Annotated in this window: 22 protein-coding genes, 1 tRNA gene and 1 pseudogene; 6 read left to right on the forward strand and 18 right to left on the reverse strand. The window is 63.9% G+C overall.

What is annotated here, in order from left to right:
• Positions 1–45: 45 nt before the first annotated feature.
• Complete coding sequence (locus tag GCT19_RS33560) at positions 46–429, reverse strand: hypothetical protein (protein ID WP_013093386.1); 384 nt, start codon at positions 427–429, stop codon at positions 46–48.
• 248 nt (positions 430–677) lie between these two features.
• Between GCT19_RS33560 and GCT19_RS33565 the strand changes: the two genes are divergently transcribed.
• From GCT19_RS33565 to GCT19_RS33580, 4 genes and pseudogenes are all read left to right on the forward strand, one after another.
• Positions 678–1,118, forward strand: coding sequence for an Hsp20/alpha crystallin family protein (locus GCT19_RS33565; RefSeq protein WP_152854366.1), 441 nt, complete (start codon positions 678–680; stop codon positions 1,116–1,118).
• Between the two features lie 15 nt (positions 1,119–1,133).
• Positions 1,134–1,541 (forward strand): Hsp20/alpha crystallin family protein, encoded by a 408-nt coding sequence (locus tag GCT19_RS33570; protein WP_152854334.1) that lies wholly within the window; start codon positions 1,134–1,136, stop codon positions 1,539–1,541.
• A gap of 148 nt (positions 1,542–1,689) precedes the next feature.
• Positions 1,690–2,252, forward strand: a pseudogene (locus GCT19_RS33575) (Hsp20/alpha crystallin family protein).
• A gap of 42 nt (positions 2,253–2,294) precedes the next feature.
• Positions 2,295–2,367 (forward strand) — tRNA-Lys (locus GCT19_RS33580).
• A 62-nt stretch (positions 2,368–2,429) separates the two neighbouring features.
• Here GCT19_RS33580 and groL read toward each other — a convergent pair.
• The 3 genes from groL to GCT19_RS33595 all read right to left on the reverse strand — a co-directional run bounded on the left by groL (position 2,430) and on the right by GCT19_RS33595 (position 5,254).
• Entirely contained in the window at positions 2,430–4,052 is a 1,623-nt protein-coding gene (gene groL, locus GCT19_RS33585) for a chaperonin GroEL (RefSeq protein ID WP_152854335.1), read from the reverse strand.
• 76 nt (positions 4,053–4,128) lie between these two features.
• Positions 4,129–4,446 carry a co-chaperone GroES gene (locus GCT19_RS33590; RefSeq protein ID WP_152854336.1) on the reverse strand — a complete coding sequence of 106 codons (318 nt, stop codon included), beginning with the start codon at positions 4,444–4,446 and terminating at the stop codon, positions 4,129–4,131.
• Positions 4,447–4,615: 169 nt separating this feature from the next.
• Positions 4,616–5,254 (reverse strand): diguanylate cyclase, encoded by a 639-nt coding sequence (locus GCT19_RS33595; protein WP_152854337.1) that lies wholly within the window; start codon positions 5,252–5,254, stop codon positions 4,616–4,618.
• A 233-nt stretch (positions 5,255–5,487) separates the two neighbouring features.
• On the opposite strand from GCT19_RS33595, the gene GCT19_RS33600 reads away from it, so the two are divergent.
• Both GCT19_RS33600 and GCT19_RS33605 read left to right on the forward strand, forming a co-directional pair.
• Entirely contained in the window at positions 5,488–5,730 is a 243-nt protein-coding gene (locus tag GCT19_RS33600) for a hypothetical protein (protein WP_152854338.1), read from the forward strand.
• Positions 5,731–5,860: 130 nt separating this feature from the next.
• On the forward strand, positions 5,861–6,361 hold the full coding sequence (locus GCT19_RS33605) for a hypothetical protein (protein WP_227749390.1): 501 nt from the start codon (positions 5,861–5,863) through the stop codon (positions 6,359–6,361).
• 284 nt (positions 6,362–6,645) lie between these two features.
• Here GCT19_RS33605 and GCT19_RS33610 read toward each other — a convergent pair whose 3' ends face one another.
• From GCT19_RS33610 to GCT19_RS33680, 14 genes are all read right to left on the reverse strand, one after another.
• Positions 6,646–7,716: an ABC transporter ATP-binding protein gene (locus GCT19_RS33610; RefSeq protein WP_152854339.1), complete on the reverse strand. Its 1,071-nt coding sequence runs from the start codon at positions 7,714–7,716 to the stop codon at positions 6,646–6,648.
• 32 nt (positions 7,717–7,748) lie between these two features.
• Positions 7,749–8,678: a carbohydrate ABC transporter permease gene (locus GCT19_RS33615; RefSeq protein ID WP_152854340.1), complete on the reverse strand. Its 930-nt coding sequence runs from the start codon at positions 8,676–8,678 to the stop codon at positions 7,749–7,751.
• On the reverse strand, positions 8,665–9,576 hold the full coding sequence (locus GCT19_RS33620) for a carbohydrate ABC transporter permease (protein ID WP_152854341.1): 912 nt from the start codon (positions 9,574–9,576) through the stop codon (positions 8,665–8,667). Before GCT19_RS33620 ends, GCT19_RS33615 begins: the two co-directional genes overlap by 14 nt.
• A 10-nt stretch (positions 9,577–9,586) precedes the next feature.
• The gene (locus GCT19_RS33625; RefSeq protein ID WP_152854342.1) at positions 9,587–10,918 is read right to left on the reverse strand and encodes an ABC transporter substrate-binding protein; all 1,332 of its coding nucleotides are present in this window, start codon (positions 10,916–10,918) and stop codon (positions 9,587–9,589) included.
• Between the two features lie 37 nt (positions 10,919–10,955).
• Positions 10,956–11,939: a TauD/TfdA dioxygenase family protein gene (locus tag GCT19_RS33630; RefSeq protein ID WP_018432783.1), complete on the reverse strand. Its 984-nt coding sequence runs from the start codon at positions 11,937–11,939 to the stop codon at positions 10,956–10,958.
• 254 nt (positions 11,940–12,193) lie between these two features.
• Positions 12,194–13,834 carry a rhodanese-like domain-containing protein gene (locus GCT19_RS33640; protein WP_152854344.1) on the reverse strand — a complete coding sequence of 547 codons (1,641 nt, stop codon included), beginning with the start codon at positions 13,832–13,834 and terminating at the stop codon, positions 12,194–12,196.
• A 41-nt stretch (positions 13,835–13,875) separates the two neighbouring features.
• Positions 13,876–14,508 carry a cysteine dioxygenase family protein gene (locus GCT19_RS33645; protein WP_152854345.1) on the reverse strand — a complete coding sequence of 211 codons (633 nt, stop codon included), beginning with the start codon at positions 14,506–14,508 and terminating at the stop codon, positions 13,876–13,878.
• A 58-nt stretch (positions 14,509–14,566) separates the two neighbouring features.
• Positions 14,567–15,616: an ABC transporter substrate-binding protein gene (locus tag GCT19_RS33650; RefSeq protein WP_152854346.1), complete on the reverse strand. Its 1,050-nt coding sequence runs from the start codon at positions 15,614–15,616 to the stop codon at positions 14,567–14,569.
• Positions 15,617–15,643: 27 nt separating this feature from the next.
• On the reverse strand, positions 15,644–16,381 hold the full coding sequence (locus GCT19_RS33655; RefSeq protein ID WP_152854347.1) for an ABC transporter ATP-binding protein: 738 nt from the start codon (positions 16,379–16,381) through the stop codon (positions 15,644–15,646).
• On the reverse strand, positions 16,374–17,207 hold the full coding sequence (locus GCT19_RS33660; protein WP_152854348.1) for an ABC transporter permease: 834 nt from the start codon (positions 17,205–17,207) through the stop codon (positions 16,374–16,376). The genes GCT19_RS33655 and GCT19_RS33660 overlap by 8 nt, the downstream gene beginning before the upstream one ends.
• Positions 17,208–17,217: 10 nt before the next feature.
• Positions 17,218–18,573, reverse strand: a complete 1,356-nt coding sequence (locus tag GCT19_RS33665; RefSeq protein ID WP_152854349.1) for an LLM class flavin-dependent oxidoreductase — start codon at positions 18,571–18,573, stop codon at positions 17,218–17,220.
• A gap of 37 nt (positions 18,574–18,610) precedes the next feature.
• Complete coding sequence (locus tag GCT19_RS33670) at positions 18,611–20,275, reverse strand: rhodanese-like domain-containing protein (protein WP_152854350.1); 1,665 nt, start codon at positions 20,273–20,275, stop codon at positions 18,611–18,613.
• A 75-nt stretch (positions 20,276–20,350) separates the two neighbouring features.
• On the reverse strand, positions 20,351–21,574 hold the full coding sequence (locus GCT19_RS33675) for an acyl-CoA dehydrogenase family protein (RefSeq protein ID WP_152854351.1): 1,224 nt from the start codon (positions 21,572–21,574) through the stop codon (positions 20,351–20,353).
• A gap of 59 nt (positions 21,575–21,633) precedes the next feature.
• Positions 21,634–22,791, reverse strand: coding sequence for an LLM class flavin-dependent oxidoreductase (locus GCT19_RS33680; RefSeq protein ID WP_018432773.1), 1,158 nt, complete (start codon positions 22,789–22,791; stop codon positions 21,634–21,636).
• Positions 22,792–22,817 lie beyond the last annotated feature (26 nt).

Consider the following 22,817-nt stretch of genomic DNA (forward strand, 5'->3'; position numbering starts at 1 on the left):
GGGGCTGCGCCAGCAGACCGTTGTTCCGCTTGCGAGCGTGCCGTGTCACTGGATCGGCGGCGCCGTACCGAGCTTTTCGGCGAGCATCCTCTCATACACGCCAAAGTGCAAATCCACTTCGGACTGTTCCACCGTCGTGACGATCAGGTTGATGTGGTCCGATGGGAGCCCAAGCACGCCAGCGATAAAAGTTTCGAGTTGTGGCGCACATGCCTTGTCCTTTGCCACTGTTGTGCCAATCGTGACTTCGTAAATCTTCTCCTGGCGGCAGACAACTTCTACGAGGCGCGCGCGGGCGCTCATGTTGCTGTCGACCGCAATGCGTACGACCTCCACCGCCTTGCGCATGGCTTCCGTCGGGAAGCCCTTCGTCGAGCGCAGCCGCACGCGGTGCGGGCCCAGCGTCAGCCAGTCTGTATCGAATTCCATGACCTCCTCCTGTGGTCAAACGGCCTCGTCCGCGATAATAGGACCGGCCTCAAAAAATTCAAGCGTGCCCCCGCACTCTTCCCTTGAAAAAATCTGCCGCAGAGCCTATTTTTGGTTTCGCTCAGGCAGACGTGCGGTGCTCACGGGATCGCACGCTGCGTGTTTCGTTTTATTTGCCAGACGCTGGCAGGGGAACCGGAGCGTGTAGGCTGGTTCACCTCCATGCGTCACTTGAGGAGAACTACATCATGAGCGATCTCTACTATGGCACTGACCTCTTCAGCGAGTTCGAGCGGCTGCAGCGGCAGATGGCAAACTTCTTCGGTACTTTCCCCTCCAGTCTTCGGGCAAGCCGCCTCGGCTCGCTCCCACCCGTCAACATTGGCGCCACCGACGACTCGATTCACATCGTCGCGTTTGCACCCGGCGTCAATGCGGCCGAACTCGACATATCGATCGATAAAGGGCTGCTGACCATCAGCGGTGAGCGCAAGCCAGCGCGACCGGATACCGGCGAAGATGCCCGGGTCTATGCGCAGGAGCGCTTCACTGGCGCGTTCCGGCGGGTCATCGAGCTGCCGGAGAACGCAGATCCCGACAAGGTTGAGGCGCGCTACGAGAATGGCTGCCTGTCGATCGCTATCGGCAAGCGCGAATCGTCGAAGCCTCGCGCGATCACCGTCCAGTAATTCCAGGAGCCGAAAATGAGCGATACCACTGAACTGAGCAAGCGCGAACCGTCCGCGGTGACGCGCAGCGAAAGCGGGTCGTCCGCGCGGCGGATGACGATCACTCCCGCTGTCGATATCTACGAGGACACCTTGGGCGTCACGTTGTGGGCGGACCTGCCGGGAGTCACCAAAGAGAAGCTCGATGTGCGGGTTCATGACGGCAATCTCGCCATCGAGGCCGAGGCGGTCGTGCCGACACCGGCAAATCTGCGGCTGCAGCATGCCGAGATCCGTGAGCCACGCTTTGCGCGAACCTTCACGCTCTCCCCGGACTTCGATACGTCCAAGATCGAGGCGAGCCTGAAGGACGGCGTACTGAAGCTCACGATCCCGCGCCGCGACGAAGCGCGTCCGCGGCGGATCGAAGTGCGTACGGGCTGAAGTCGGCGCGTCGGCGGCAACGCCAGGAAGCACGCCAGGTGGCGGCGGCCTGGCTGCCACCCTCCGACAGCGCAGGCCGCGGTCCTGATCGCGCCGCGACGCAAGAACGCAATCCTGTTCGCTGTGACAGCTCTCAGAGGAGGAAACGATGAACAGCGATCCGAAGAAGTGGAACCCCTTCAAGTTCCTTCGCGGGACTGTGCGCAGACCGATGCGGACAACCCGGAGAGCACGCCCGCCGGCGAACCGTGGCGTAGCGCATGGCCCGACATTCCGCGACTGTTCTCCCGCGAGCCGTGGCGCGCAGTGGAAGAGTTCTTTCACGACCCGTTTGCTGGCCGCGGCGCGCTCGAACGATGGTTCGGCGACTTCAGTTCATCGCGCTTCCAGCCGCGCATCGACGTTGTCGACGAGGGACCGGTGCTGCGCGTCACCGCAGAACTGCCCGGGATGGAGCGCGAAGACGTGAGGGCAAGCGTCGAGGACGGCGCGATCGTGCTGCGCGGTGAGAAAAAGCAGGACGTGCACAGTGAGGAAAACGGCTGCTATCGGCTGGAGCGTGCTCATGGACGCTTCGTACGCACGATCCCGATGCCGGAATACGCCGATCCCGGTCGCGCGCTTGCGAAATTCGACAATGGCGTGCTCACGTTGACCGTGCCGAAAACGGAGCCGGCACCGTCCACGAGTCGCACGATCGATATCAGTTAGGGGGAGCGTCCAAAGCGCTATAACGGCGAAAAAGAGAGGATTGGGTCGTTAGCTCAGCTGGTAGAGCAGCGGACTTTTAATCCGTTGGTCACTGGTTCGAATCCAGTACGACCCACATGCCATGAAGAAAATGCACCGGTCAGCCTCGCTGACCGGTGCGGAGCGGAACCGAAGCGGTTAATACTCCAGTTCCGGCGCGCTCGCCTGCGCCGGCTTTTCGTCCTTCGGCGCTTCAGCCACCGTTGCATCCGTCGTCAGGATCAGTCCGGCAATCGATGCGGCGTTCTGCAGCGCCGTGCGCGCAACCTTCGTGGGGTCGACCACTCCCGCCTCGACGAGATCGCCGAACTCGCCAGTGGCCGCGTTGTAGCCGAAGTTGCCCTCGCCTTCCAGCACCTTGGCGATGACCACGGAAGGCTCATCGCCAGCGTTTGAGGCGATCACGCGCATTGGCGCTTCGAGTGCGCGCAGCACGATTTGGATGCCCGCGTCCTGATCACTGTTGAGGCCTTTGAGGCTCGTCACGACCGAACGCGCGCGCAAAAGCGCCACGCCACCTCCCGGCACGATGCCTTCTTCCACTGCCGCGCGGGTCGCGTGCAGCGCGTCGTCGACGCGGTCTTTCTTTTCCTTCATCTCAACCTCGGTCGCCGCCCCGACCTTGATCACGGCCACGCCGCCTGCGAGCTTTGCAACGCGCTCCTGCAGTTTCTCCCGATCGTAGTCACTAGTCGCTTCCTCGATCTGCGCACGTATCGACTTCACGCGTGCCTCGATGCGCTTTTCGTCGCCTGCGCCGTCGATGATGATCGTATCGCCCTTGCGAACTTCCACGCGCTTGGCGCGCCCCAGGTCCTCGAGTGTTGCATTCTGAAGTTGCTTGCCCGTCTCTTCGGAGATCACGGTCGCGCCGGTGAGCACGGCGATGTCCTCCAGCATGGCCTTGCGGCGATCGCCGAAGCCGGGGGCCTTGACGGCCGCAACTTTCAGGATGCCGCGCATTGCGTTGACCACCAGCGTGGCCAGTGCTTCACCGTCGATATCTTCCGCGACAATCAGCAACGGTTTGCCGGCCTTCGAGGTCGCTTCGAGAGCCGGCAGCAGGTCCCGGATACTCGAGATCTTCTTGTCGTGCAGCAGGATCAATGCGTCGTCGAGATACGCGGCCTGTTTTTCCGGATCGTTGATGAAGTAGGGGCTCACGTAGCCGCGGTCGAACTGCATGCCTTCGACCACATCCAGCTCATTGTCGAGCGACTTGCCGTCTTCGACGGTGATCACGCCTTCCTTGCCGACTTTTTCCATCGCGTCCGCGATGATCTTGCCGATCGCCTCGTCGGAATTCGCCGAGATCGAACCTACCTGCGCGATCTCCCTGTTGGTGGAAATCGGCTTCGACAGATTGCGCAGTTCGTCGAGCACTGCGGCCACAGCCTTGTCGATGCCGCGCTTGAGATCCATCGGGTTCATGCCAGCGGCGACGTGCTTCATGCCTTCCTGCACGATGGCCTGCGCCAGCACGGTGGCGGTGGTAGTGCCGTCGCCAGCCACGTCAGCGGTCTTCGATGCGACCTGTTTGACCACCTGCGCTCCCATGTTCTCGAAGCGGTCCTTCAGTTCAATTTCCTTTGCGACCGACACACCGTCTTTCGTGATGGTCGGCGCGCCGAAGCTGCGCTCGATCAGCACGTTGCGTCCTTTGGGTCCGAGCGTGACCTTGACGGCATCGGCGAGGACATTCACGCCCTTGACGATACGGGCGCGAGCGCTGTCATGAAATTTGACGTCTTTTGCACTCATGTTCTTGCTCCTGGTAAAGTCGTTGACTAAACGCGTCGCGAACAGCCGGTCGGGTGTCCGCGACCGTAACGCGGTTTCAGGCGGCCTTTCGGGCGGCACTCGCGTCGGCCTCGAGGACTCCCATGACGTCTTCCTCGCGCATGACGAGCAACTCCTCGCCGTCGACCTTGACGGTCTGGCCTGCGTATTTGCCGAACAGCACGTGATCACCGACTTTCAGCTGGAGCGCGCGCAGCGTTCCATCCTGCAGCAGCCGGCCGCTGCCGACTGCGACGACTTCGCCTTGTTCTGGTTTTTCTGCCGCTGAATCGGGAATCACGATGCCCGAAGCCGTCGTCCGCTGCGTTTCGATTCGCTTGACGATAACCCGGTCGTAGAGGGGACGAATCTGCATTTCCATCTCCTGAGCGATTAAAGGATCACCAATAAGGGAATCCGGCTGCGGGGATCCGGGCGCGTAATTCGCCGCGGTGCAGCCGAGCCAATGTCTGGCGGAAAGCGAAATAGAGGCGCCAATGCCGCGCTTCAAGGGGCCTGAAAATGTCAATTTGTAACAGAATTTTTCAACGCGGCAGCAGCAGGCGCTGCACCTTGCCGAGGCGATAAACCGTGCGGCCGCGCCGATCCGGGCGGGGGGGGGCAGGCGGCACCGGACAGGGCGGCTGGCGTCCACCATCCGCATCGAGGGTGTCGTCGGGTTCGTTGAGCGTGCCCCAGAGGCCGCCTTTGACCGGGCGGAATAGCCAGCGCAGGTAGCCGCTGTGCGCGGCAAGACGCATCAGCGCGTCGCGGTCCATATCGTCACTGACGAGCTGCGGGTCGCGGGCCCCGTGCTCGGGATAGTTTCCGAACGCCTGACGGCAAGCGAGCGCTTCGGCCTCGCTGGCACCGATCACGTTGCAGCCTCGCCGCTCGACGCGCTCGACGTCCCACGCGCCGGATTGCCAGGCGGCATCCAGCAGCATGGCGTCCACGGTCTCAAAGCTGTGCCACGGTGCGTCGAAGCGAAAGGCCGACCCCGGAACCGGTCGTCGCGGGATCTCGATGCCGGGCAGGACAAGCGGCGTCGCTCGCCGGAATCCGTGCCAGTGGAGTATCGCAAAAAGCGGGGTATTCACCTGCGCCACCGCCGTGACGGTGACGGCAAAGAGCGGCAGACGCACGGTGTCGATCTGCTCCTGAAGCCTGTCGAAAAGTTCCATGAAGCCTCCCGGATGACATGTTGCAGGGCCTCTTGAAATTCGCGTTCCTTGCGCTATTTTATCTATCGCTCAGGCAGTCGCGACCAAGCGTTGCGTGTTTCGATCTGTTTGTCGGTGGGGCTTCCCACGGGCAGGCGAACTGGAGCGCGTGGTCAGGTTCGCGCTTCGTGAGAGGCTGCATATCCCGAATCATCTGTGTCGCCTGAGGTACAACACTCTGCCGGAGGTGTGATATGCAAGCGGAGAACATGATGGAGTATCACGGCTGTGAGATCAGGCCGGTGGTTACCGCCACCGAGAAGGGTCGCTACGCAGCGACGGCCGTCATCACCGATCGGGCAGGCGAGATACGCACGCTCGGCGTTGATGGAGACTTCTCCAACGTGGAGGAGGCGCGCGATGAAGCGCTGGAGCTTGCGGTCGCCTGGATCCATGGACGCTCGGTCGTTTCGGAACGGTATGTCCGACGGACCTAAAGAGCACCGACCCGATGCCAACCGCCGAGAAGCGAAGCGGGTACCGTGCGGCACGCCCGCACGGCCCGCCTCGCCTCTTGCAGTTTCGCCCTGGCCCGGTTGGGCCAACGTCGCCGCCCGGGGAAAAAGAATGATGGAGACTACAGTCATCGATCCAGCCGAAGACGCGCTCTACGACCACATACGGCTGCTGCTTTTCAGTGCGGACCTGCCGGTTCATAGGCTGGAGGCCGACATTGAAGATGTCGGACGCTTCACCGCGCCGGATGTGCGCTCGCCGCATCTCCGCTTGGTAGAGGCCTTGCCGCCGCTTACACCTGCTGCTGAGGCAATCGTGCGCGCGATGATCCGCGCATACGGCATGGAGTTGTTCGGGCGCGGCAGCGCGAATTCGGCTCTGCGCGCCGTGATCAAGGCTGGACCAGTCAAGTTCGGGCGAACCGCCTTGATGCTGGGACCAGACGCTCCCGTGCCGAAACGTGCCCGTCTGCTTGTCGAAGAATTCAACCGAATCTTCGAGCGCTATCCGGAGAGCGGTTACACCGAAGCCCGATGCCTTCTCTCGGCGATTGGGCTGCCAGTCGGCCGCGATGTGAATTCGCTGGTGCCTCGCTCCCTCCAGCGCAACTAGCACAGGTGTCGTAGTCTTGAATGCCCCGCGTTAGGAACCTTGCTCGATGTCGTAGCGGTCGGTTTGTGCGAGCCACGACCGCAGCCCATCAAAGCCTGAATCCTGCCGCTGTCTCAGACGCGCCCCGGTGCATCGCAGCGGCGCATTGGTCGGCCCGGCAAGTCGAGTCCTGGGACCCAATCTTGCGATGCCAAGCAGCCTCGTCTATTGCAAAGCCGGCAGCCAGGACTTGTAGTCTGACCGCCGTCCGCAAAGGTCTGCGAAGATCGTCGTCTCTTTACTCTTTAATTCAACCGGCCTCCGCTGTGCGCATCGAACAGATGCGCCCGCTCCCCGCAAGGGAGCAGATGGATCCGGTCCCCCGGCCGGGCGTCGATACGCTCACGATACGCGACGATGAGATCCTGCCCGGCAAAGCGCACCGCTATCTGCGTCTCCGATCCGGTCGGTTCCACTACCACCACTTCAGCCGGTAGGCCGCGTCCACTTCCATCGAGCCGGAAGTCTTCAGGCCTCGCGCCATAAACGACGCGGGCTCCTTGCTCCGCGTTGGGCCTTGTCGCCAACGGCAACTGCAGGCCACCGTCCGTTATCACGCGTGCACCGTTGTTTAGATCCAGGTGTCCGTGAATGAAGTTCATCGACGGCGAGCCGATGAACCCCGCAACGAACGCATTGCGCGGCGTGTCATACAGTTCGAGCGGCGTGCCCACCTGTTCGATCAATCCATCCTTGAGTACGACGATACGGTCAGCCATCGTCATCGCTTCGACCTGATCGTGCGTTACGTAAATCGTGGTGGTACGCAGCCGCTGGTGCAAGGCCTTGATCTCCGTGCGCATCTTGACGCGCAAGCTCGCGTCGAGGTTCGACAGCGGCTCGTCGAACAGAAAGGCCTGCGGTTGACGCACGATCGCGCGGCCCATCGCGACACGCTGTCTTTGTCCCCCCGATAGCTGGCGCGGCAGGCGTTCAAGCAGCGGAGTCAGTCCAAGGCTTTGCGCCACGTCGTTCACGCGTACCGCCATCTCCGCCTTGGACGCGCCTTTCAATTGCAGAGAAAAAGCAAGATTCTGCGCGACAGTCATATGCGGATAAAGCGCGTAATTCTGGAACACCATCGCGATGTTGCGATCTTTCGGCGCGAACTCGTTGATCGATTGATCGCCCAGCATGATGTCGCCTTCTGTGACCGACTCCAGTCCTGCGATCATCCGCAGCAACGTGGACTTGCCGCAGCCCGACGGACCGACGAGCGCCACGAATTCTCCGTCGGCGATTTCGACATCGATGCCGCCAATGGCCTCGGTATTGTCGTAGCGTTTGTGAACATTGCGGATGCTGAGCGAAGACATGGCGCGTTGAATCCCCTATTTCGCAATTCTTTTTAGTCCTTCAGTCCGCCCGCGGTCAGGCCGCGCACCAGGTATGTACGGACCAGTACCGTGAACAGAACGACCGGCAGCATGACCAGCGTGCCGGCGGCGGCGACCTTGGTCCATTCCCAGCCTTCGTACTGGAGAAAATTCACGATCGACACCGGCGCGGTGATCGCATTAGTCCGCGTGAGAATCAAGGCGTAGAAGAAGTCGTTCCACGAGAAGATGAAGCACAGCACGGCAGTGGCCGCGAGTCCGGGCGCCGCAAGCGGCAGCGTGACGCGCCAGAAGGCTTGCCAGATGCCGCAGCCGTCGATCTGCGCGGCTTCTTCAAGTGTGCGCGGCACGGCCTCGAAGAAGGTTTGCATCAGCCAGATGACAATCGACAGATTGAACGTCAGATACACGATCACAAGCCCCGCGATAGTGTCCTGAAGCCCGAGCCACCGGTACGCGAGATAGAACGGAATCGTGAACGCGACCGGCGGCGCCATACGCGTGGTCAGAATCCATAGCGCGACCTGCTTGCGTGCGCGAAACTTCCAGCGCGTCAGCGTGTAAGCCGCCGGCACGCCGATCAGCAACGAAAGCAGCGTGGACAACGTGCTGACTATGAGGCTGTTCACGAACGAGCCTACGAAGCTGCTATGAAAGAGACCTCTGAAGGCATCGAGGGTCGGCTTGAAGAGCAGCCCGTCGTCGAATATCGTGTCAGCGGGACGCAACGCCAGTTGCACGAGCCACAGGAACGGAAACAGCAGTACCAGCAGCAGCGCGGCGACCACCACCGCGCGCGCATGACGTTGCCACTCCGCTCCCAGCCGATACATCCTCGTGCCCTTGCGGCGTCGGCGGCCGACAGGCGCCGTGTGTCCGTCTTCGCTCACTCCAATTGCGCCGGGCAGATCGCGATCGATCGAAGTACTACTCTGCGTCATGGCTATTCCATCCGAGTTTGCCGACCAGCCAGCTCAGCAGGAAGACACCGACGAGGATGACCGTCGCAATCGCGCTCCCGTAGCCCCAATAAGAGAAATTGAATGCCTCGATGAAGCTGTAGTAGTTGGCGACTTCCGTTACGGTGCCGGGGCCGCCGTTGGTCAACACGTAGATCAATGGGAACGCCTTGAAGCTGTCGATGAGCCGGAACAATCCGCAGACCACCAGCACCGGACGCAGGTATGGCAGCACGATATAGCGGAACAATTGCCAGCGCCCCGCGCCATCGAGGCTCGCCGCTTCGAGCGGATCGTCGGGAATGGTCTGCAATGTGGCCAGCACCATTAGCATCGTGAACGGGAACCATTGCCACGTGTCGGCGGCGGCGACTGCCCACAGCGCGGTCGACGGATTCGCGATCAACGAACTCACCGGATAACCGGCCGACTCCAGCACACGATGCAGCGGGCTGATATCCGGTGAATAAAGGATCTTCCAGATCAGCGCGGCGACAATCGGCGGCAACACCATCGGAATCAGAAAAACGGTACGCACGCCCCTGAGAAACGCCGACTTGCCGTCGAGCAGCAGCGCAAGCCCGAGGCCGATAGCCAGTTGTGACGTTACGCTCGCCACCGACAACTTGAGCTGCGTGCGCACCGAATCCAGAAACCGCGTGTCGTGCAGCAGTTGCCGATAGTTGACGAGTGGATCGTCGAAGCGAAAACTCGCGGCCGGGTTCGTGAGGCTCAGCGGAGTCAGACTGACGACGATGAGCACCACGGTCGGCACGAGCGTAACGGCCGCCAAGGCGATCAACGACGGTGTCAGCCCGAGCAGGAATGCGCGCCGCTGTTGCGACACCCAGCTCGCAGCGGGAAGTAATGGCGTCGACATGTCGTAGCCGTCAGATCTTGATGCCGGCCCGTCTCAGTTCCGCAATCGACGCCGCTTGCGCCTGCTGCATCGCCTGGCGTGCCGACAGCTGCTTCGTCGCGATGCGCGCGATCGCCGCGTTGAGCTGCTGATCGACCTGCGGATAGACCGCGACCGTGCGGTACTTCATATGACCGGATTTCGCCGCGAGATCGATGGATTGCAGTGAAAGCTCCGCAAGATCGTGACCATTGATCAACTGCCGCGTGCGGAATTCCTTCGAGTCTATGTCCGAACGCCGCGCGGGCGATCCGTAACCGGCAGCGACGGTCCGCCGTGTGATCTGCTTCGACAGCGCCCACTGAATGAATGACCACGCCGCTTCCTTGTTCTTCGAGCCGGCGGGAATGCCCAGGCCATGCACGGCAACGCCGGGAAAACGTCCGGCCGGTCCCTTCGGCACGAGCCCGAAGCTCGCCGTCTTCACGGTCCTGCTCGCCACGGGGTCGCCGAGTTGGGCGAGGTAGATCTGACCGGCATCCGTAAAATTCGTGCGGCCGAGCATCAGGGCCTGCGTGACCTGATCGGGCGTGTACGTCACGCCACCGTCCGGACCGAACTCGCTGATCAGGTTCGCGTAATACTCGGCGGCGGCAATCGCCTCCGGCGTGTCGAGCGTGGGAAACAGGTCGTCCGGCGGCGCGCGGAACACATTGCCACCGAATGCCTGCAGATACGGCACGAAGGTCCAGCCATAGTGGCTGTCCGCGACGTAGCCCGCGACGCGTTCCTTCTTGTTGACGGCCCTCAGCACCTTGACGAGATCGTCGGTCGTGTCGGGATACGCGAAGCCCGCTGCCTTCACGAGATCGAAGCGCGACGAGCCCGACAGCAGTGCTTCGGCATTCCAGGGAATGCCATACAGCTTGCCATCCTTGCCGGTTTCAGACGCGAGCGCGCCCGGCAGGAAATCCTTGACGTCCCAGTCCGCCGCGGTAAGCGCGGGATTCTTGATGAAGTCGTCGAGCGGTGTCAGCCAGCCCGAATTGATCCAGCGGCTACTGTAGATGAACGTGACGTTCAGCACGTCATACGCGGAACCCCGCGTGGACAATTCGAGGTCAGCGCGCTGGTTGTACACCGGAAACGAAGGTGTATCGAAGTTCACCTTCGCGCCGCTCGCTGCTTCGAATTCCGGCAACCATTGTTGAAGCAGTTTCGTGTATGCGGTGCTGAACACCGATACGTTGAGCGTCACACCGGCGTACTTCTTTGCGCCGGATTGCGCGCGAACCAGGCCTGGCAGCATCGCCGTTGCGCCCAATACGGCGGCGGCCTGAAGCAGGCGTCGTCGTTGTGTCATGTGCGGAGAGCCTCGTATTGGTTATCGTCGAACCCGCTCAGGCGGCGGAAGCGGCCGGCTCGCGCGTGGCCTGCGGCGAGTCCACTTGCGTTGTCGGTTCCGGCCGCCGAAGCGTGCGACTATGACGGCCGTCGACGGAAACCGCGCGCTCGCCCGCCACAGTCACGCGACGCACGAGGCGCTCCTGGGTGCCGTAATCGTTCACCGCGTAGTGTTGCGTTGCGCGGTTGTCCCAGATCGCCACATCGTTCTGACGCCACTGCCAGCGCACGGTGTTTTCGAGGCGGATCACGCGGTTTTGCAGGATCTCGAAGATTCGCGCGGACTCCGAACTCGACAAACCCACGATGCGTTTGATGAAGTGGCCCAACAGCAAGGCTCTTTCGCCCGACACCGGATGCACGTGCACGATCGGATGCTCGGCCTCGTACACGGCCGAAACGAACACGTTCTGGTGATGCGCGAGACGCGCCGCGGCGGACTGCGTGTCGGTTCCTGCTATACGCTCTGCACCGTAGTCGTAATCGTTGGTATGCACGGCCCACAGGGAGTCGGCGAGCCGCTTCAGATCGTCCGGCAGACGTTCGTAGGCGACGGCCGTGTTGGCCCACACCGTATCGCCGCCGTAAGCCGGAATCTTCACGCCGCGAAGAATAGAAATCTTCGGGAACGCATCGACGAAAGTGACGTCCGTGTGCCAGGAATCTGCGCGGCCGCCACCTTTGGACGCATCCAGCTCGAACAGCGCCGTGCCTTCCGGCGACGGCACGGTCGGATGCGCGACGGTTTCGCCGAATCGTGCGCCGAACGCCTGGTGCGACACGTCGTCCAGATGTCCCTGATCGCGGAAGAACAGCACCTTGTACTTCACCAGCGCGCGATGGAGCGTGTCGATCACGGACTCGTCGAGCGCTGGGGAGAGCTTGAAATCCTGAACTTCTCCGCCAATCAATCCCGCCACACGCCGGATGCGCAGATTTTCAAATGAGGTGTCCAGATTCGATTGCGCAGAGGAACTCACGGATGGCACTCCTGTATGAAGAGCGACCAAGTGTAAGAAACCGCACACCACGCACAAACCAATCAATAGGAATATTCATTCCGTACGTGGCCTGATAAGCATTCGGCAGAATGAAAGAATGCGGTGATCGTAATGCCGTCGGCGGCGAGTGAGGACTGCGCCGATCTCGCTTATCGCGAGCACGTCGCCCTGCGCAAGATCGATGCACGCGAAGCCATCGTCGATATCCGGTAGTCCGGGCACACACGCGATCATCAAAGAATCGGCTGGGCAAGCGTGTCCGCGTGGGCCGCTTGCACGTCGATGCAAAACTGGCGAAGCTCGTCTGGCGCACACTGCGCAATCAAGCCGGTTTCCCAGGCGAGATAGGCACGCGCCGCATCGAGGTTGCCTTCGTGGCGGTCATGCACAAAAAACAGGTAGTCGATCCGCTCACGATCCGCAGGGGTCTGCGGCGACGCTTCGATCGGGTAGCCTGCTTGCCTGAATGTATCGATGCCCTCTTTCGCAATGGATACATTGCTGAAGCGAGCCTCGCGCAGATCGACCGCGGCGAGCGCGGCCAGCTCCTGTGAATCCGCCAGCAGCACGATGCGATGCGAGCGCCCCGCTTTTTCAAGTGCCGCAGCCAAGCGTGGACGGATCGACCAGCGCGCCCGCTCGGGATGGCCGACGCGATACGCGGCGCTGGAGCGCAGATCGAGCACGTGCACGTCTGCTGCGCCGCGCAGCTTGCGTAGTCCGTCCGCATCGATCAGGTCTTCTTCGACCGCGCCATGCGCAGTGGCTTGCCGCCCGTGACGCCGCAGTGCGTGTGCATCCCGTGCCTCGACCAACGCGGTTTCAAGGCCCAGTTGCACGAGCCACGTCGCAATGACAGGCGCGCGTATGCCGTCGTAATCGACCAGCAGCACGCGAGCACGGCGCACGCCGATGGTCTGATCCGTTGCCTGAAGCAATTGTCCGCCGGGTGCGTGCACGGCGGCGGGCACGCCGTCGCGCGCGAACTCGGCGGCGCTGCGCACGTCGAGCAGATACGTGGTGCGGTCAGCGGCGTCGAGCCATGCTTGCGCGGCCCGTGCGTCGAGCGTGGTCACGGCGAACCGTGCGGCGAGTAACGCGGCACGGTCACGCGCTTCGCTCGATACACTGTCTTCGACGCTATCCGGATAGCGTCGCGCGCTGCCGTGCTCCAGTTCCAGACCGGCAAGCGCCCAGCCTTGTGTGCCGTTTTCGAGCGCGACGACCGGATTCGGCACGCCCAGACTGCGCAGCAACTGCGCGCCGATGATGCTGCGCGTACGCCCCGCGCAATGAATCACGACAGGCGTGCGCGGGTCCGCCGCCAGCGCACCGAAACGATAGGCCAATTCGCCGTTGGGGCAGCTCACCGCGCCCGGAATCGTCATCTTCGTGTGCTCTTCGACGGTGCGTCCGTCCAGCAGAATCAGCGGCGCGCGCTCCGCCTTCAATCTGGCGAGATCGGCCGCCGAAATGTGCGGCGTCTCGTACGCATGCTCGACGAGTTCGCCGAAGGTTTTCGACGGCACGTTCACGCCCTTGAACAGCGTGTAGCCGGCCGCGGCCCAGCCGCGCGCGCCGTCTTTCAGAACGAACAGTCGCGTGTAGCCCAACGCATGAAGCCGACGTGCGGCGCGCCGTGAGATTGCTGCGTCATCCGTGCCGGCATCGAGCAGGACGATGCGTACTTCGCGCCGCGGCGCGAGGCGGACGATATCGAGTTCGAGCCGGCTATACGGCAGTGGAACCGCGAAGAACGGATGGCCTTCACCGAACTCGCCGGCTTCTCGCACGTCGAAGAACGCAATCTCTTCCTCGTCGTTCAACCATTCACGTACGGTGGTCGCAGGGATCAGCGAAAAAGTGTCTGCCATTGGAGAATCGGAAAGCACGAAGTTGGGATCGGACGACGCCATCAACCGACTGCCTGAGTCGCGCGCTGCAGGTGTTTCGCGTTGTAGCGCACCACGAGGCCGGTATCGGTTTCGAAGCCGAGGCGGCCCGTCAGCGTTTCAAGCGGACGGCCATACAGATGAAGATGCAGCGTCGGCTCCGCGCCGCCGACATGAATACTGTGGATATCGTCGGGAAGAAAGGCGATCGGAATGCCGGGCCGCACCACCACTTCGTGCAACAGTTCGAGCGTTGCGCGCTCCGGGTCGCGGCCATCGTCGGTGCGCCGGTAGATACGGTTCAGCTCCGCGCCTTCGATCGCCGCGATCACGGCCCACGTGTCGTGGTTGTGCGGAATCGTCGTCTTGCCGGGCAGCAGCGAGTTCAGATACAACGCCAGTCCGTCTTCGCCGGGATTGAGCCTGTAGCGGGTCGACGTATCGCCGCTGTCGAGGCGCGGCGGCGGAAAATCAGTCGCGTCGAACAGTGTGTGCCGCGTCGCGAGCTGGAGCAGCAGCGCGCTGATCGCCTTCAATGCTTCGCGCGTAACGCCCTTTTCAAGGATGATCGAGCGGGCGTCGGCAAGCAGATCCTGTACCGCTTCACGGCGTTGTGCGGCGATAACGCTGCTCGATTCGTTCGTGGTTGTCGTCATGGTCGTGTCATCAGTTCTCGTGAGGACGTCGCGCGGCATCCGGGATCGCAACAGCGAATCAGTCCCTGGACGGGATCGGCCAGATCGCTTTCTGCGCCGCGTTGAAGCGCGGATCGTATTCGACGTCGACCTTCACCTTCTTGCGGATCGCGTGCCCGTCGTACAGGATGTCGGCGATGTTCTGTTCCTCACCGAGCAGGCCCTTGTCGAACTTGACGAAGCTGCCGCTGCGCACCTGGTACTCGAACGCGGCGCGTTCATCGGAGATCTTCAGCGTGTCCTTGAGGATGCCGATCACCTCATCCTTGTGCGCATCGTGCCAGGACCAGTAACCCGACATGCGGGAGAAGAAGTCCTGCAGCGCCGCGACCTTGGCGGGATCTTTCAGGTTGGCGGAAGTCGTCGTCCATACGTTGAGCGCCGGAATCTTCGTGTCGCGGTCGCTCAGCAGAACGTGGCCCGTGCCCGACCTGATCGTCGGCAGGACCGGGCCGAGCGCGCCCGAATAGACGTCGACCTGCCCCGCGTTGAAGCCCGCCGCCGATGTCGCGCCGTCCGCGAACTTGATCGGCTGCACGTCTTTCTCGCTCAACCCCGCCTTGACCAGCGTCGCCAGATATTGCGCATGGTTATAGCCGCCGTAGTTATAGCCGAACTTGTGTCCCTTGATCGCCTGTACGCTCGTGATGCCCGAGCTCGTGCGCAGCGCCGTGATCTCCGGCGGATAGTCTTTGGAATACGCGTTGCGCCAGCCCGCGACGATGCGCAACGGCGTCGAGTCCTTGGTCCAATCGGTGCGCGCGTTGGCCTGCTCGATCGTGAGCGACGTGTCGCCCATGTGACCCAGATCGATGCGGCCCGCGTACAGCGCGGACAGATTCGCGGCCGGCCCTGTCAGCAGCACCCATTCGATCTGGTAAGGCGTTCCGTCGACCACGCCCGATTTGCGGATCAGCGCGGGAAATGCGGGGTCCTGATAGGCGATCACGAGCTTTGCGTTCTTCAGATCGGCCTGCTGGCTTTGGGCGTGAGCCGTACCCGAGGAGGCGAGCGTGAAAGTAGCAAGCAATGCGGCAACACCTGCGAATAGCGATTTCTTTAGCGACATGGCAACCCTGGTGATGAATGAAAAAAGTCAGGACACGCTGAGCGAAAACTGCCGCAGCAGGTCACGCTTCAGCGCATTGAATTCCGGCGAGGTCACGTCACGCTCGCGCGGCAAATCGACCCGCGTTTCGTGGCAGATCCTGCCTTTGGAAAGAATTACGATCCGGTCGGCGAGTATCAATGCCTCGTCGAGGTCATGAGTCACGATCACGAGGCCGAACCGGTAGTGGTCCCACAGCTTCAGCACGAGACTCTGGATGCTTCGCCGTGTGAATGCGTCCAGCGCGCTGAACGGTTCGTCGAGCAGCATCAGGTCGGGCCGCCGATACAGCGCGCGAGCCACGGCCACGCGCTGCGCCTGGCCGCCCGAAAGGCTGACGGGCCAACTCGACAGCTTGTCTTCGAGACCCACGTCTTGCAGCGCGGCGCGCGCCCGTTCTTTTGCATCCGGCTTGCGCGCGTCGTCCAGCAGCACGTTCGCCCACACCCGCAGGGCTCCGATCAGGCGCGGTTCCTGGAACACCACCGAGGTATTCGCCGACACTTCCGCGCGGCCGCTCGTTGCCGATTCGAGTCCGGCGAGCAGTCGCAGCAACGTGGTCTTGCCGGTGCCGGACGGTCCGACGAGCGCGACCACTTCGCCCTTTTGCACCGTGAAGTCGACCTGATCGAGCACAGTGTTCTCGCCATAGCGCTTGCCGACGCGCGACAGGCTCGCGACGACAGACGCCGTCGGCCGATCCGTCTGGTATGCGAGCTCAGACATGCGCACCTCGCCAGGCGAGCGCTTTGCGCTCGATGTAGCGCAGCAGCGCGTCGACGCTGATGCCCAGCGCCGCATACACGAGGATGCCCGCGATGATGATGTCGGTACGCTGGAACTGGTTGGCGTTGTTCAGGATGTAGCCGATGCCCGCGCTTGCGTTGATCTGCTCAGCGGCCACCAGCGCCAGCAGCGAGATCGCCGCCGCGTAGCGAACGCCGACGAGTATGCCGGGCAGCGACATCGGCAGGATGATGAGGCGGACCTGATGCGCGCGCGTCAGCCGGAACGTGCGGCCGAGTTCCAGCAGCTTCGGATCGATACCGCGGATCGCGTGATAGGTGCTCAGATACATCGGCGAAATGGCCGCTCCCACGATCAGCGCGACCTTCGACACTTCGCCGATGCCGAACCACACGACGAAGATCGGCACGAGCGCGATGAACGGTATGGTACGCAGCATCTGCAGCACGCTGTCGAAGCCGCGTTCGGCGGACTTGCTCAAGCCGGAGGCCACGCCCAGCAGCATCCCCGCGCCCCCGCCGATCAGCAGGCCCAGCGCCGCACGCGCGAGCGACACCTTCAGCGCGTCCTGCAGATCGCCCGACTGCCACAACTCGCGATACGCGGCGAGCACCGACGCGGGCGACGGCAGCACGAATTCGCTGGCCACGCCCAGCGACGAAGCCAGCTGCCACACCGCGATCAGCAGCACCGGCACGAGGCAACGCAGCAGCGGTTCGCGCAGCGTCAAGCGTCGCAGTAACATCGCGCCGGCAGCCGGCGCGGGAGTCACCGCAAAAGTGGAATCACGTGTGGACATACTCATTTCCCCTCCTTCAAGAGACCGCATCGGCCGCGGCGGCGACGCCCGCTTGCGCATCGGCATAGCGGCTGGGCGGCCGTGGCAGACCATAGTGTTCACGCAGCGTCGTGCCTTCGTACTCGCGGCGGAAGATGCCCTTGCGCTGCAACAGCGGCACGACCTGATCGACGAAATCCTCGAGCCCCGACGGAAACACATCCGCATTCAGATTGAAGCCATCCGCCGCGCGGCCGGTGAACCAGCGCTCGATGTCGTCCGCGATGGTCTCCGGCGTGCCCACCAGCATCCGGTGCGCGCCGGGATTGCGATCGAGCAGATCGCGCACCGTCAGGTTCTCGCTGCGGGCGAGCAGCACCGTCGAGCGGATAAAGCCGCCGGAGACGTCGGAGCGCACACCGCTGTCGATCAGCTCATACGGCAGCGGCTCATCGAGACGCAGGTCGGTGGGCTCGACACCGAGCGCGCCGGCGAACTTCGCGAGTTCCGCACTGCGCTCGAGCAGCGCGTCCATCTCGGCCTTGCGTTGGCGCGCTTCGGCGAGCGTGCCGCCGATCACCGGATAGAGGCCGGGCAGGACCAGCAGATGAGCCGGATCGCGGCCGTGCGCTGCGGCGCGTGCCTTGATGTCGCGGTAGAACGCCTGTGCGCCCTCGAAGGTGGTCTGCGCGGTGAACACCGCGTCGGCATCGCGTGCGGCAAGCGCAACGCCGGCTTCCGATCCGCCGGCCTGCACCAGCACCGGCCTGCCTTGCGGGCTGCGCGGCAGATTCAGCGGCCCGCGCACCTGAAAATGCGGCCCGCGATGCCCGATTGCGTGCACGCGCGCCGGGTCCGCATAGAGGCCGCTCGCGCGATCGGCGACGAGCGCATCGTCTTCCCAGCTATCCCACAGCTTCAGCACGACGTCGACGAACTCCGCCGCGCGCGCGTACCGCGCCGGCTTGTCCGGCGCTTCGCCGAAACTGAAATTGGCGGCCGCCTGCGGGTCGTAAGTGGTCACCGCATTCCACGCGACCCGCCCAGCGCTCAGATGGTCCACCGACGCGAAGCGGCGCGCGAGGTTGAACGGATCGTTGAACGTCGTCGATGCGGTCCCGATCAGCCCGACGTGTTGCGTCACGCCGGCGAGCGCCGTGAGCAGCACGGTCGGCTCCAGCGACTGCGAGGGCCCGTGCGCGTGACCGCGCAACGCCAGCGCGTCGGACAGGAACACCGCATCGAGCTTGCCGCGCTCGGCGATCCGGGCGATCGAGGTGAAGAAGCCGAGGTCGACGATCGACTTCGGGTTGTCGAGCGTGCGCCAGCCGGCGGGATGACGGCCCATGCCGGTAACGTTGGTGTTCAGATGGAGTCTGCGATACGCGCTCATGTTTGTGTCCTTTGCAACGATCGATGGCCGTGCACGCTCACACCGTGCTCTGTAGCGTCGCCAGCCATTCGGCGCTGCGCGCGCGGGTGGCGGTGTCGAAGTCGATCACGTCGATCGACGCGATGCCGTCGCGTTCGAGCTGCGCTACCAGTTGCAGCTCCCATGCGAGGTACGACTCCATTTGCTGCGCGGCCTGGCCCGGCGGGTAGTGATACGGGCTGTACCACGCATCGTCGTCGCCGGTCAGATTGCCGTCGTCGCCCGCGGCCTGCGGCAGACCGAGTGCGAGCCAGCGCGAGGTCCCGCCGAGCAGCGCCGCGACGTTCTCGTGCCGCTCGCGCAACTCGTCGGCGAGCAGGCCGGCGAGCACGCCGTCGCTCGACGTGAGCACGAGCTGGCGCGCCGGGTCGTCGATGCGAGGGAGCAGATCCTGCAACGCGCTCGCGGCAATGAAGCGCGCGCCGGCGATATGCGCGCGGCGAAACGCGAGGCTGCTGTCCACGTCCACCAGCTGCACGCTGCCCGCTTCGAGCGCGCGCGCGAGCTGATCCGCTTCGATCCATCGCGTGCGGCCAGGAGTGCGCAGCACTTCGCGCGGCTCGGGGCCGGCTTCGACAGCGGCGGAAGCGTCGTCATCGGCCAGCACGAACACCTGCAGATAACCGAGCTGCACGAGCCACGATGCGGTCATCCGCGCCCGCACGCCATCGTCGTCGCCGAGCACGACCCGCGCGTGCAACGTGCCGACGTACTCATCGGTCGCCTGCACGAGCTGCCCGCCGGGCGCCGAGCGCCAGCCGGCGCGGTGGCCCGCTTCGTATTCGAGCGGACTGCGCACGTCGAAGCGGTACAGCGTATGCGTCGCCGCCTCGCTTTCGAAGCGCGCAAGTGTCGCGCGGTCGATCTCGACGACTCCCGCTTTGGCCGCCGCGCGCTGTGCAAGCGTGCGCGCACCGGCGAGCGCGGTCTCTTCGGGACGCGGGGCCGTGCGGATCTGACCGCGCTCGAGTTCGAGCCCGGCCAGCAGCCACGACATCGAACCTCCGGTCAGCGCGGCGACCGGATTGGGGATGCCGGCATTGACGAGCGATTGCGCGCCGAGAATGCTGCGCGTGCGCCCCGCGCAGTTGACGACGATCAGCGTATCGGGCGAAGGCGCTGCGGCAAGCGCGCGATAGACGAGCTCAGCACCGGCGCATTCGATGCCGCCCGGAATGTTCATCGTCTGGTATTCGGGAAACGGGCGGCTGTCGAGCACCACGATGTCCTCGCCGGCATCCTGCAGACGCTTCAGCGTCGGCGCATCGATATTGGGGGTGTGGAGGCGCTGCTCGATCACTTCGCCGAACGCCTTGCCGGGCACGTTGGTCCCGCTGAACACCTCGAAGCCGGCCGCCTCCCAGCCTGCCACACCTCCTTCGAGAATCGACACGTTCGTATAGCCAAAGCGGGCCAGCAGCGCGGCGGCGCGCGGCGTGTATTCGCCGGCTTCGTCGACCAGCACGATCGGTGTGGTACGGCGCGGCACGAGCTGCCCGACCACGAGGCCGAGCCGCCCGACGGGCGCGATGGACGAATAGAACAGCCGGCGGCGTGCGCAGACGCCCTCTTCGCGCACGTCGAGGATCGCGAGCTCGTCGCGGGCAGCAAGCGCGGCGCGCAACGCGGCGGGACCAATAAGCGGAACGTTGGATTGACTCATCGTCGGATGTCGGGGAAGTAAGAACTCTCGGGGTCCGCCTGCGGCCGCGCGGGCAGCAAGCGGAGCGGCAATCACTCAGAAGAAGGCGGCGGCCGGCAGCGGTACGCCGTTCAGCGCGTGGTTGCCGAGCACTCGCGCCTTGTAGAGCCCCGGGTTATGCGAGGCAATCGTGCGGATGTTGCGCCAGTGGCGGTCGAGTTGCGACGCCTGCTTCGCGGCGGACGCGCCGCCCACGTCGAAGATGCGCGTCGCGCCCTGCAGCGCGAGCTGATCGATCACGACCTTCGCTTTGGCGCTGCGCAGTGCCGCTTCCACGAACAGCGCATCGTCGGGCTGGCCGGCGATCGCGCTGTCGAACGCCTCGCCGAGCACGGCCGCCGCGTTCAGCACTGCGGCCTCGGCGACGAACGCCGCGCTCTGCAATTCGCCCACCGTTTCCTGCAGCAGCGGATCGTCGGCCGGGCGCGGCGCCACTGCGTGATAGAAGTTGCGCTGGCGCTGCTGCACCAGTTCCACCGCGTCCTTCGCGACGCGGCGCAAGATGCCGGCGATGATCGTCGTCAGGTAGAGCTGCGCGAAGGTGGCCTGCTGCGGCAGCTGCACTTCGTCGGCGTAGACGAGCACGTCTTCGGCCGCGACCTCGACGTTGCTGAAGACCGTGGTGCCGCTCGCGGTCTGGCGCTGGCCGATGCCGTCCCAGTCGTCGCGCACGTCGACGCCGGGCTGCCGCACCGACACGCGCGCGCCGACGAACCGGCCGTCCGGAGTCTTCGCATTGACGATGATGTGATCGAAGTACAGGTTGCCGGTGCTGTAGTACTTGGTGCCCGTCAGCCGGTAGCCGGCGCCGGCCGGCTCGAGGCGCGTATTGCCGTCGCCGTCGCCGATGTTCTGCGTGCCGAGCTCGCTCGCGCCGAGGCCGAACAGCTCGCCTGCGAGCACGCGTTGAGTCCAGCGCTGGTACTGCGGCAGTTGACGCGCGCGCAGTGCCTTCTCGACGAAGGCGAAATGATTGCGCAGGATGTGCGGAATATTCGAGTCGGCCTCCGCCAGATCGAGCACGAGCTCGAAGAGCTGCGGCAACGTGGCGCCCGCGCCGCCTTCGTGCTTCGGTACGCGGAAGACGCCGAGGCGCGCGGCGCGCACCAGTGCGATCGCGTCGCGCGCATCGCCCTCGCCGCGCTCGCGTGCCGCCGCGCCGGCCGCAATCGCCGTGACGAGCTCGCGCAGCGCCGCCGATTGCGGCTGCACCACTGCGAGGCCGGGATCGGCGGCCAGATTCGAATCGATCGTTCCCATCAGCAAGACTCCTTGTGTATCGGATGAACCCGTATGTGTTGTTTGCGCCTGCTATGTCACTACGCCGCGGACTGCACACGCACCCGCAGACCGGCCTGCTCGAGCAGCGGCAGCACCGCCTCGCCGAAGTACGCGAGATCGGGCTCGAAATCGTAGAAAGTCAGTTGCACGCCATCGATGCCGGCCGCTTTCAGGCGCAGCAGATCGTCGACGACATGCTCGGGTGAACCGATGATCTGGATGTTGCCGCCGAGCACCCGCTGCTCGCGCTGATGGCCCTTCCAGGCCTGGGCGTCGCTGCGGCGTCCGGTGAAGCCATCGACCGCGCCGAAATCGGCATGCGAAAGGATCGCGTCGTGATACGCGCGCGCCTCGCGCTCGGTCGGCCGGCAGACGATGGTCGGGTTGATCAGCGTGCGCACCTGCCGGCCGTGCGACTGTGCCGCCGCCCTCACCTGGGCCGTGTGCGCCGGCAGCACGTCGAGCGCCGCGTCGATCTGCGCGCCGGCCGAACTCGTGATGAAGATCAGGTCCGAGTGTTTCGCCGCGTAGTTGATCCCGGCCGGCGAACTCGTCGCGTTGACGAGCACTGGACGCCCATAGCGCGGCTTCGGCGACACGAACGCGTTGCGCGTGTGATACCACTTGCCGTCGAACGTCAGGTTGTCGTCGAGCGACCACAGCCGCTCCATCAGTTCGATGAACTCGCCCGCCATCTCGTAGCGCTGGTCGTGTTCGAAATGGCCTTCGCGGCCGAACATTTCGGCCTCGTCGATCGAATGGCCGGTCACCATGTTCAGCCCCCAGCGGCCGCCCGAAATATGGTCGAGCGTCGCGCCGAATTTCGCGAGATGCAGCGGGTGCCAATTGCCGTACAGAATGTGCAGCGTCGAGACCAGCAGGATGCGGTGCGTGATCGACGCGAGCGACGCGATCGTGATGAACGAATCGAGCGATTCGCGCCGGTAGCGCAGCGCGCCGCCGTGGCCGTCCTTGCCGAGCCACTGCGCGAGCCCGAACACGAGATCGAAGCCGAGGTCCTCGGCCTTGCGCGTGAGGCGCGCGTTGTAGTCGAAGCTCCAGTCGGTGGTGCGCGGCAGCGTCGACATCGACCAGCCGCCGCTCTGGATCGGCAGGAACAGACCGAGCATCAATGGCTGGGCGAGCGCTCGCGACAGCGGGCTATCGGGGAATTCAGCGGGAGACGGAATCGACATAAGCCACCGGATAGAAAATGAATGGT

Source organism: Paraburkholderia atlantica, from assembly GCF_009362785.1.
Classification (GTDB): Bacteria; Pseudomonadota; Gammaproteobacteria; order Burkholderiales; family Burkholderiaceae; genus Paraburkholderia; species Paraburkholderia atlantica.

What these genes read in the sequence shown, in the direction of transcription:
- GCT19_RS33560 (WP_013093386.1), bottom strand. Translation starts at nt 429, where the DNA reads ATGGAATTCGATACAGACTGGCTGACGCTGGGCCCGCACCGCGTGCGG.
- GCT19_RS33565 (WP_152854366.1), top strand. Translation starts at nt 678, where the DNA reads ATGAGCGATCTCTACTATGGCACTGACCTCTTCAGCGAGTTCGAGCGG.
- GCT19_RS33570 (WP_152854334.1), top strand. Translation starts at nt 1,134, where the DNA reads ATGAGCGATACCACTGAACTGAGCAAGCGCGAACCGTCCGCGGTGACG.
- groL (WP_152854335.1), bottom strand. Translation starts at nt 4,052, where the DNA reads ATGAGTGCAAAAGACGTCAAATTTCATGACAGCGCTCGCGCCCGTATC.
- GCT19_RS33590 (WP_152854336.1), bottom strand. Translation starts at nt 4,446, where the DNA reads ATGCAGATTCGTCCCCTCTACGACCGGGTTATCGTCAAGCGAATCGAA.
- GCT19_RS33595 (WP_152854337.1), bottom strand. Translation starts at nt 5,254, where the DNA reads ATGGAACTTTTCGACAGGCTTCAGGAGCAGATCGACACCGTGCGTCTG.
- GCT19_RS33600 (WP_152854338.1), top strand. Translation starts at nt 5,488, where the DNA reads ATGCAAGCGGAGAACATGATGGAGTATCACGGCTGTGAGATCAGGCCG.
- GCT19_RS33605 (WP_227749390.1), top strand. Translation starts at nt 5,861, where the DNA reads ATGATGGAGACTACAGTCATCGATCCAGCCGAAGACGCGCTCTACGAC.
- GCT19_RS33610 (WP_152854339.1), bottom strand. Translation starts at nt 7,716, where the DNA reads ATGTCTTCGCTCAGCATCCGCAATGTTCACAAACGCTACGACAATACC.
- GCT19_RS33615 (WP_152854340.1), bottom strand. Translation starts at nt 8,678, where the DNA reads ATGACGCAGAGTAGTACTTCGATCGATCGCGATCTGCCCGGCGCAATT.
- GCT19_RS33620 (WP_152854341.1), bottom strand. Translation starts at nt 9,576, where the DNA reads ATGTCGACGCCATTACTTCCCGCTGCGAGCTGGGTGTCGCAACAGCGG.
- GCT19_RS33625 (WP_152854342.1), bottom strand. Translation starts at nt 10,918, where the DNA reads ATGACACAACGACGACGCCTGCTTCAGGCCGCCGCCGTATTGGGCGCA.
- GCT19_RS33640 (WP_152854344.1), bottom strand. Translation starts at nt 13,834, where the DNA reads ATGGCAGACACTTTTTCGCTGATCCCTGCGACCACCGTACGTGAATGG.
- GCT19_RS33645 (WP_152854345.1), bottom strand. Translation starts at nt 14,508, where the DNA reads ATGACGACAACCACGAACGAATCGAGCAGCGTTATCGCCGCACAACGC.
- GCT19_RS33650 (WP_152854346.1), bottom strand. Translation starts at nt 15,616, where the DNA reads ATGTCGCTAAAGAAATCGCTATTCGCAGGTGTTGCCGCATTGCTTGCT.
- GCT19_RS33655 (WP_152854347.1), bottom strand. Translation starts at nt 16,381, where the DNA reads ATGTCTGAGCTCGCATACCAGACGGATCGGCCGACGGCGTCTGTCGTC.
- GCT19_RS33660 (WP_152854348.1), bottom strand. Translation starts at nt 17,207, where the DNA reads ATGAGTATGTCCACACGTGATTCCACTTTTGCGGTGACTCCCGCGCCG.
- GCT19_RS33665 (WP_152854349.1), bottom strand. Translation starts at nt 18,573, where the DNA reads ATGAGCGCGTATCGCAGACTCCATCTGAACACCAACGTTACCGGCATG.
- GCT19_RS33670 (WP_152854350.1), bottom strand. Translation starts at nt 20,275, where the DNA reads ATGAGTCAATCCAACGTTCCGCTTATTGGTCCCGCCGCGTTGCGCGCC.
- GCT19_RS33675 (WP_152854351.1), bottom strand. Translation starts at nt 21,574, where the DNA reads ATGGGAACGATCGATTCGAATCTGGCCGCCGATCCCGGCCTCGCAGTG.
- GCT19_RS33680 (WP_018432773.1), bottom strand. Translation starts at nt 22,791, where the DNA reads ATGTCGATTCCGTCTCCCGCTGAATTCCCCGATAGCCCGCTGTCGCGA.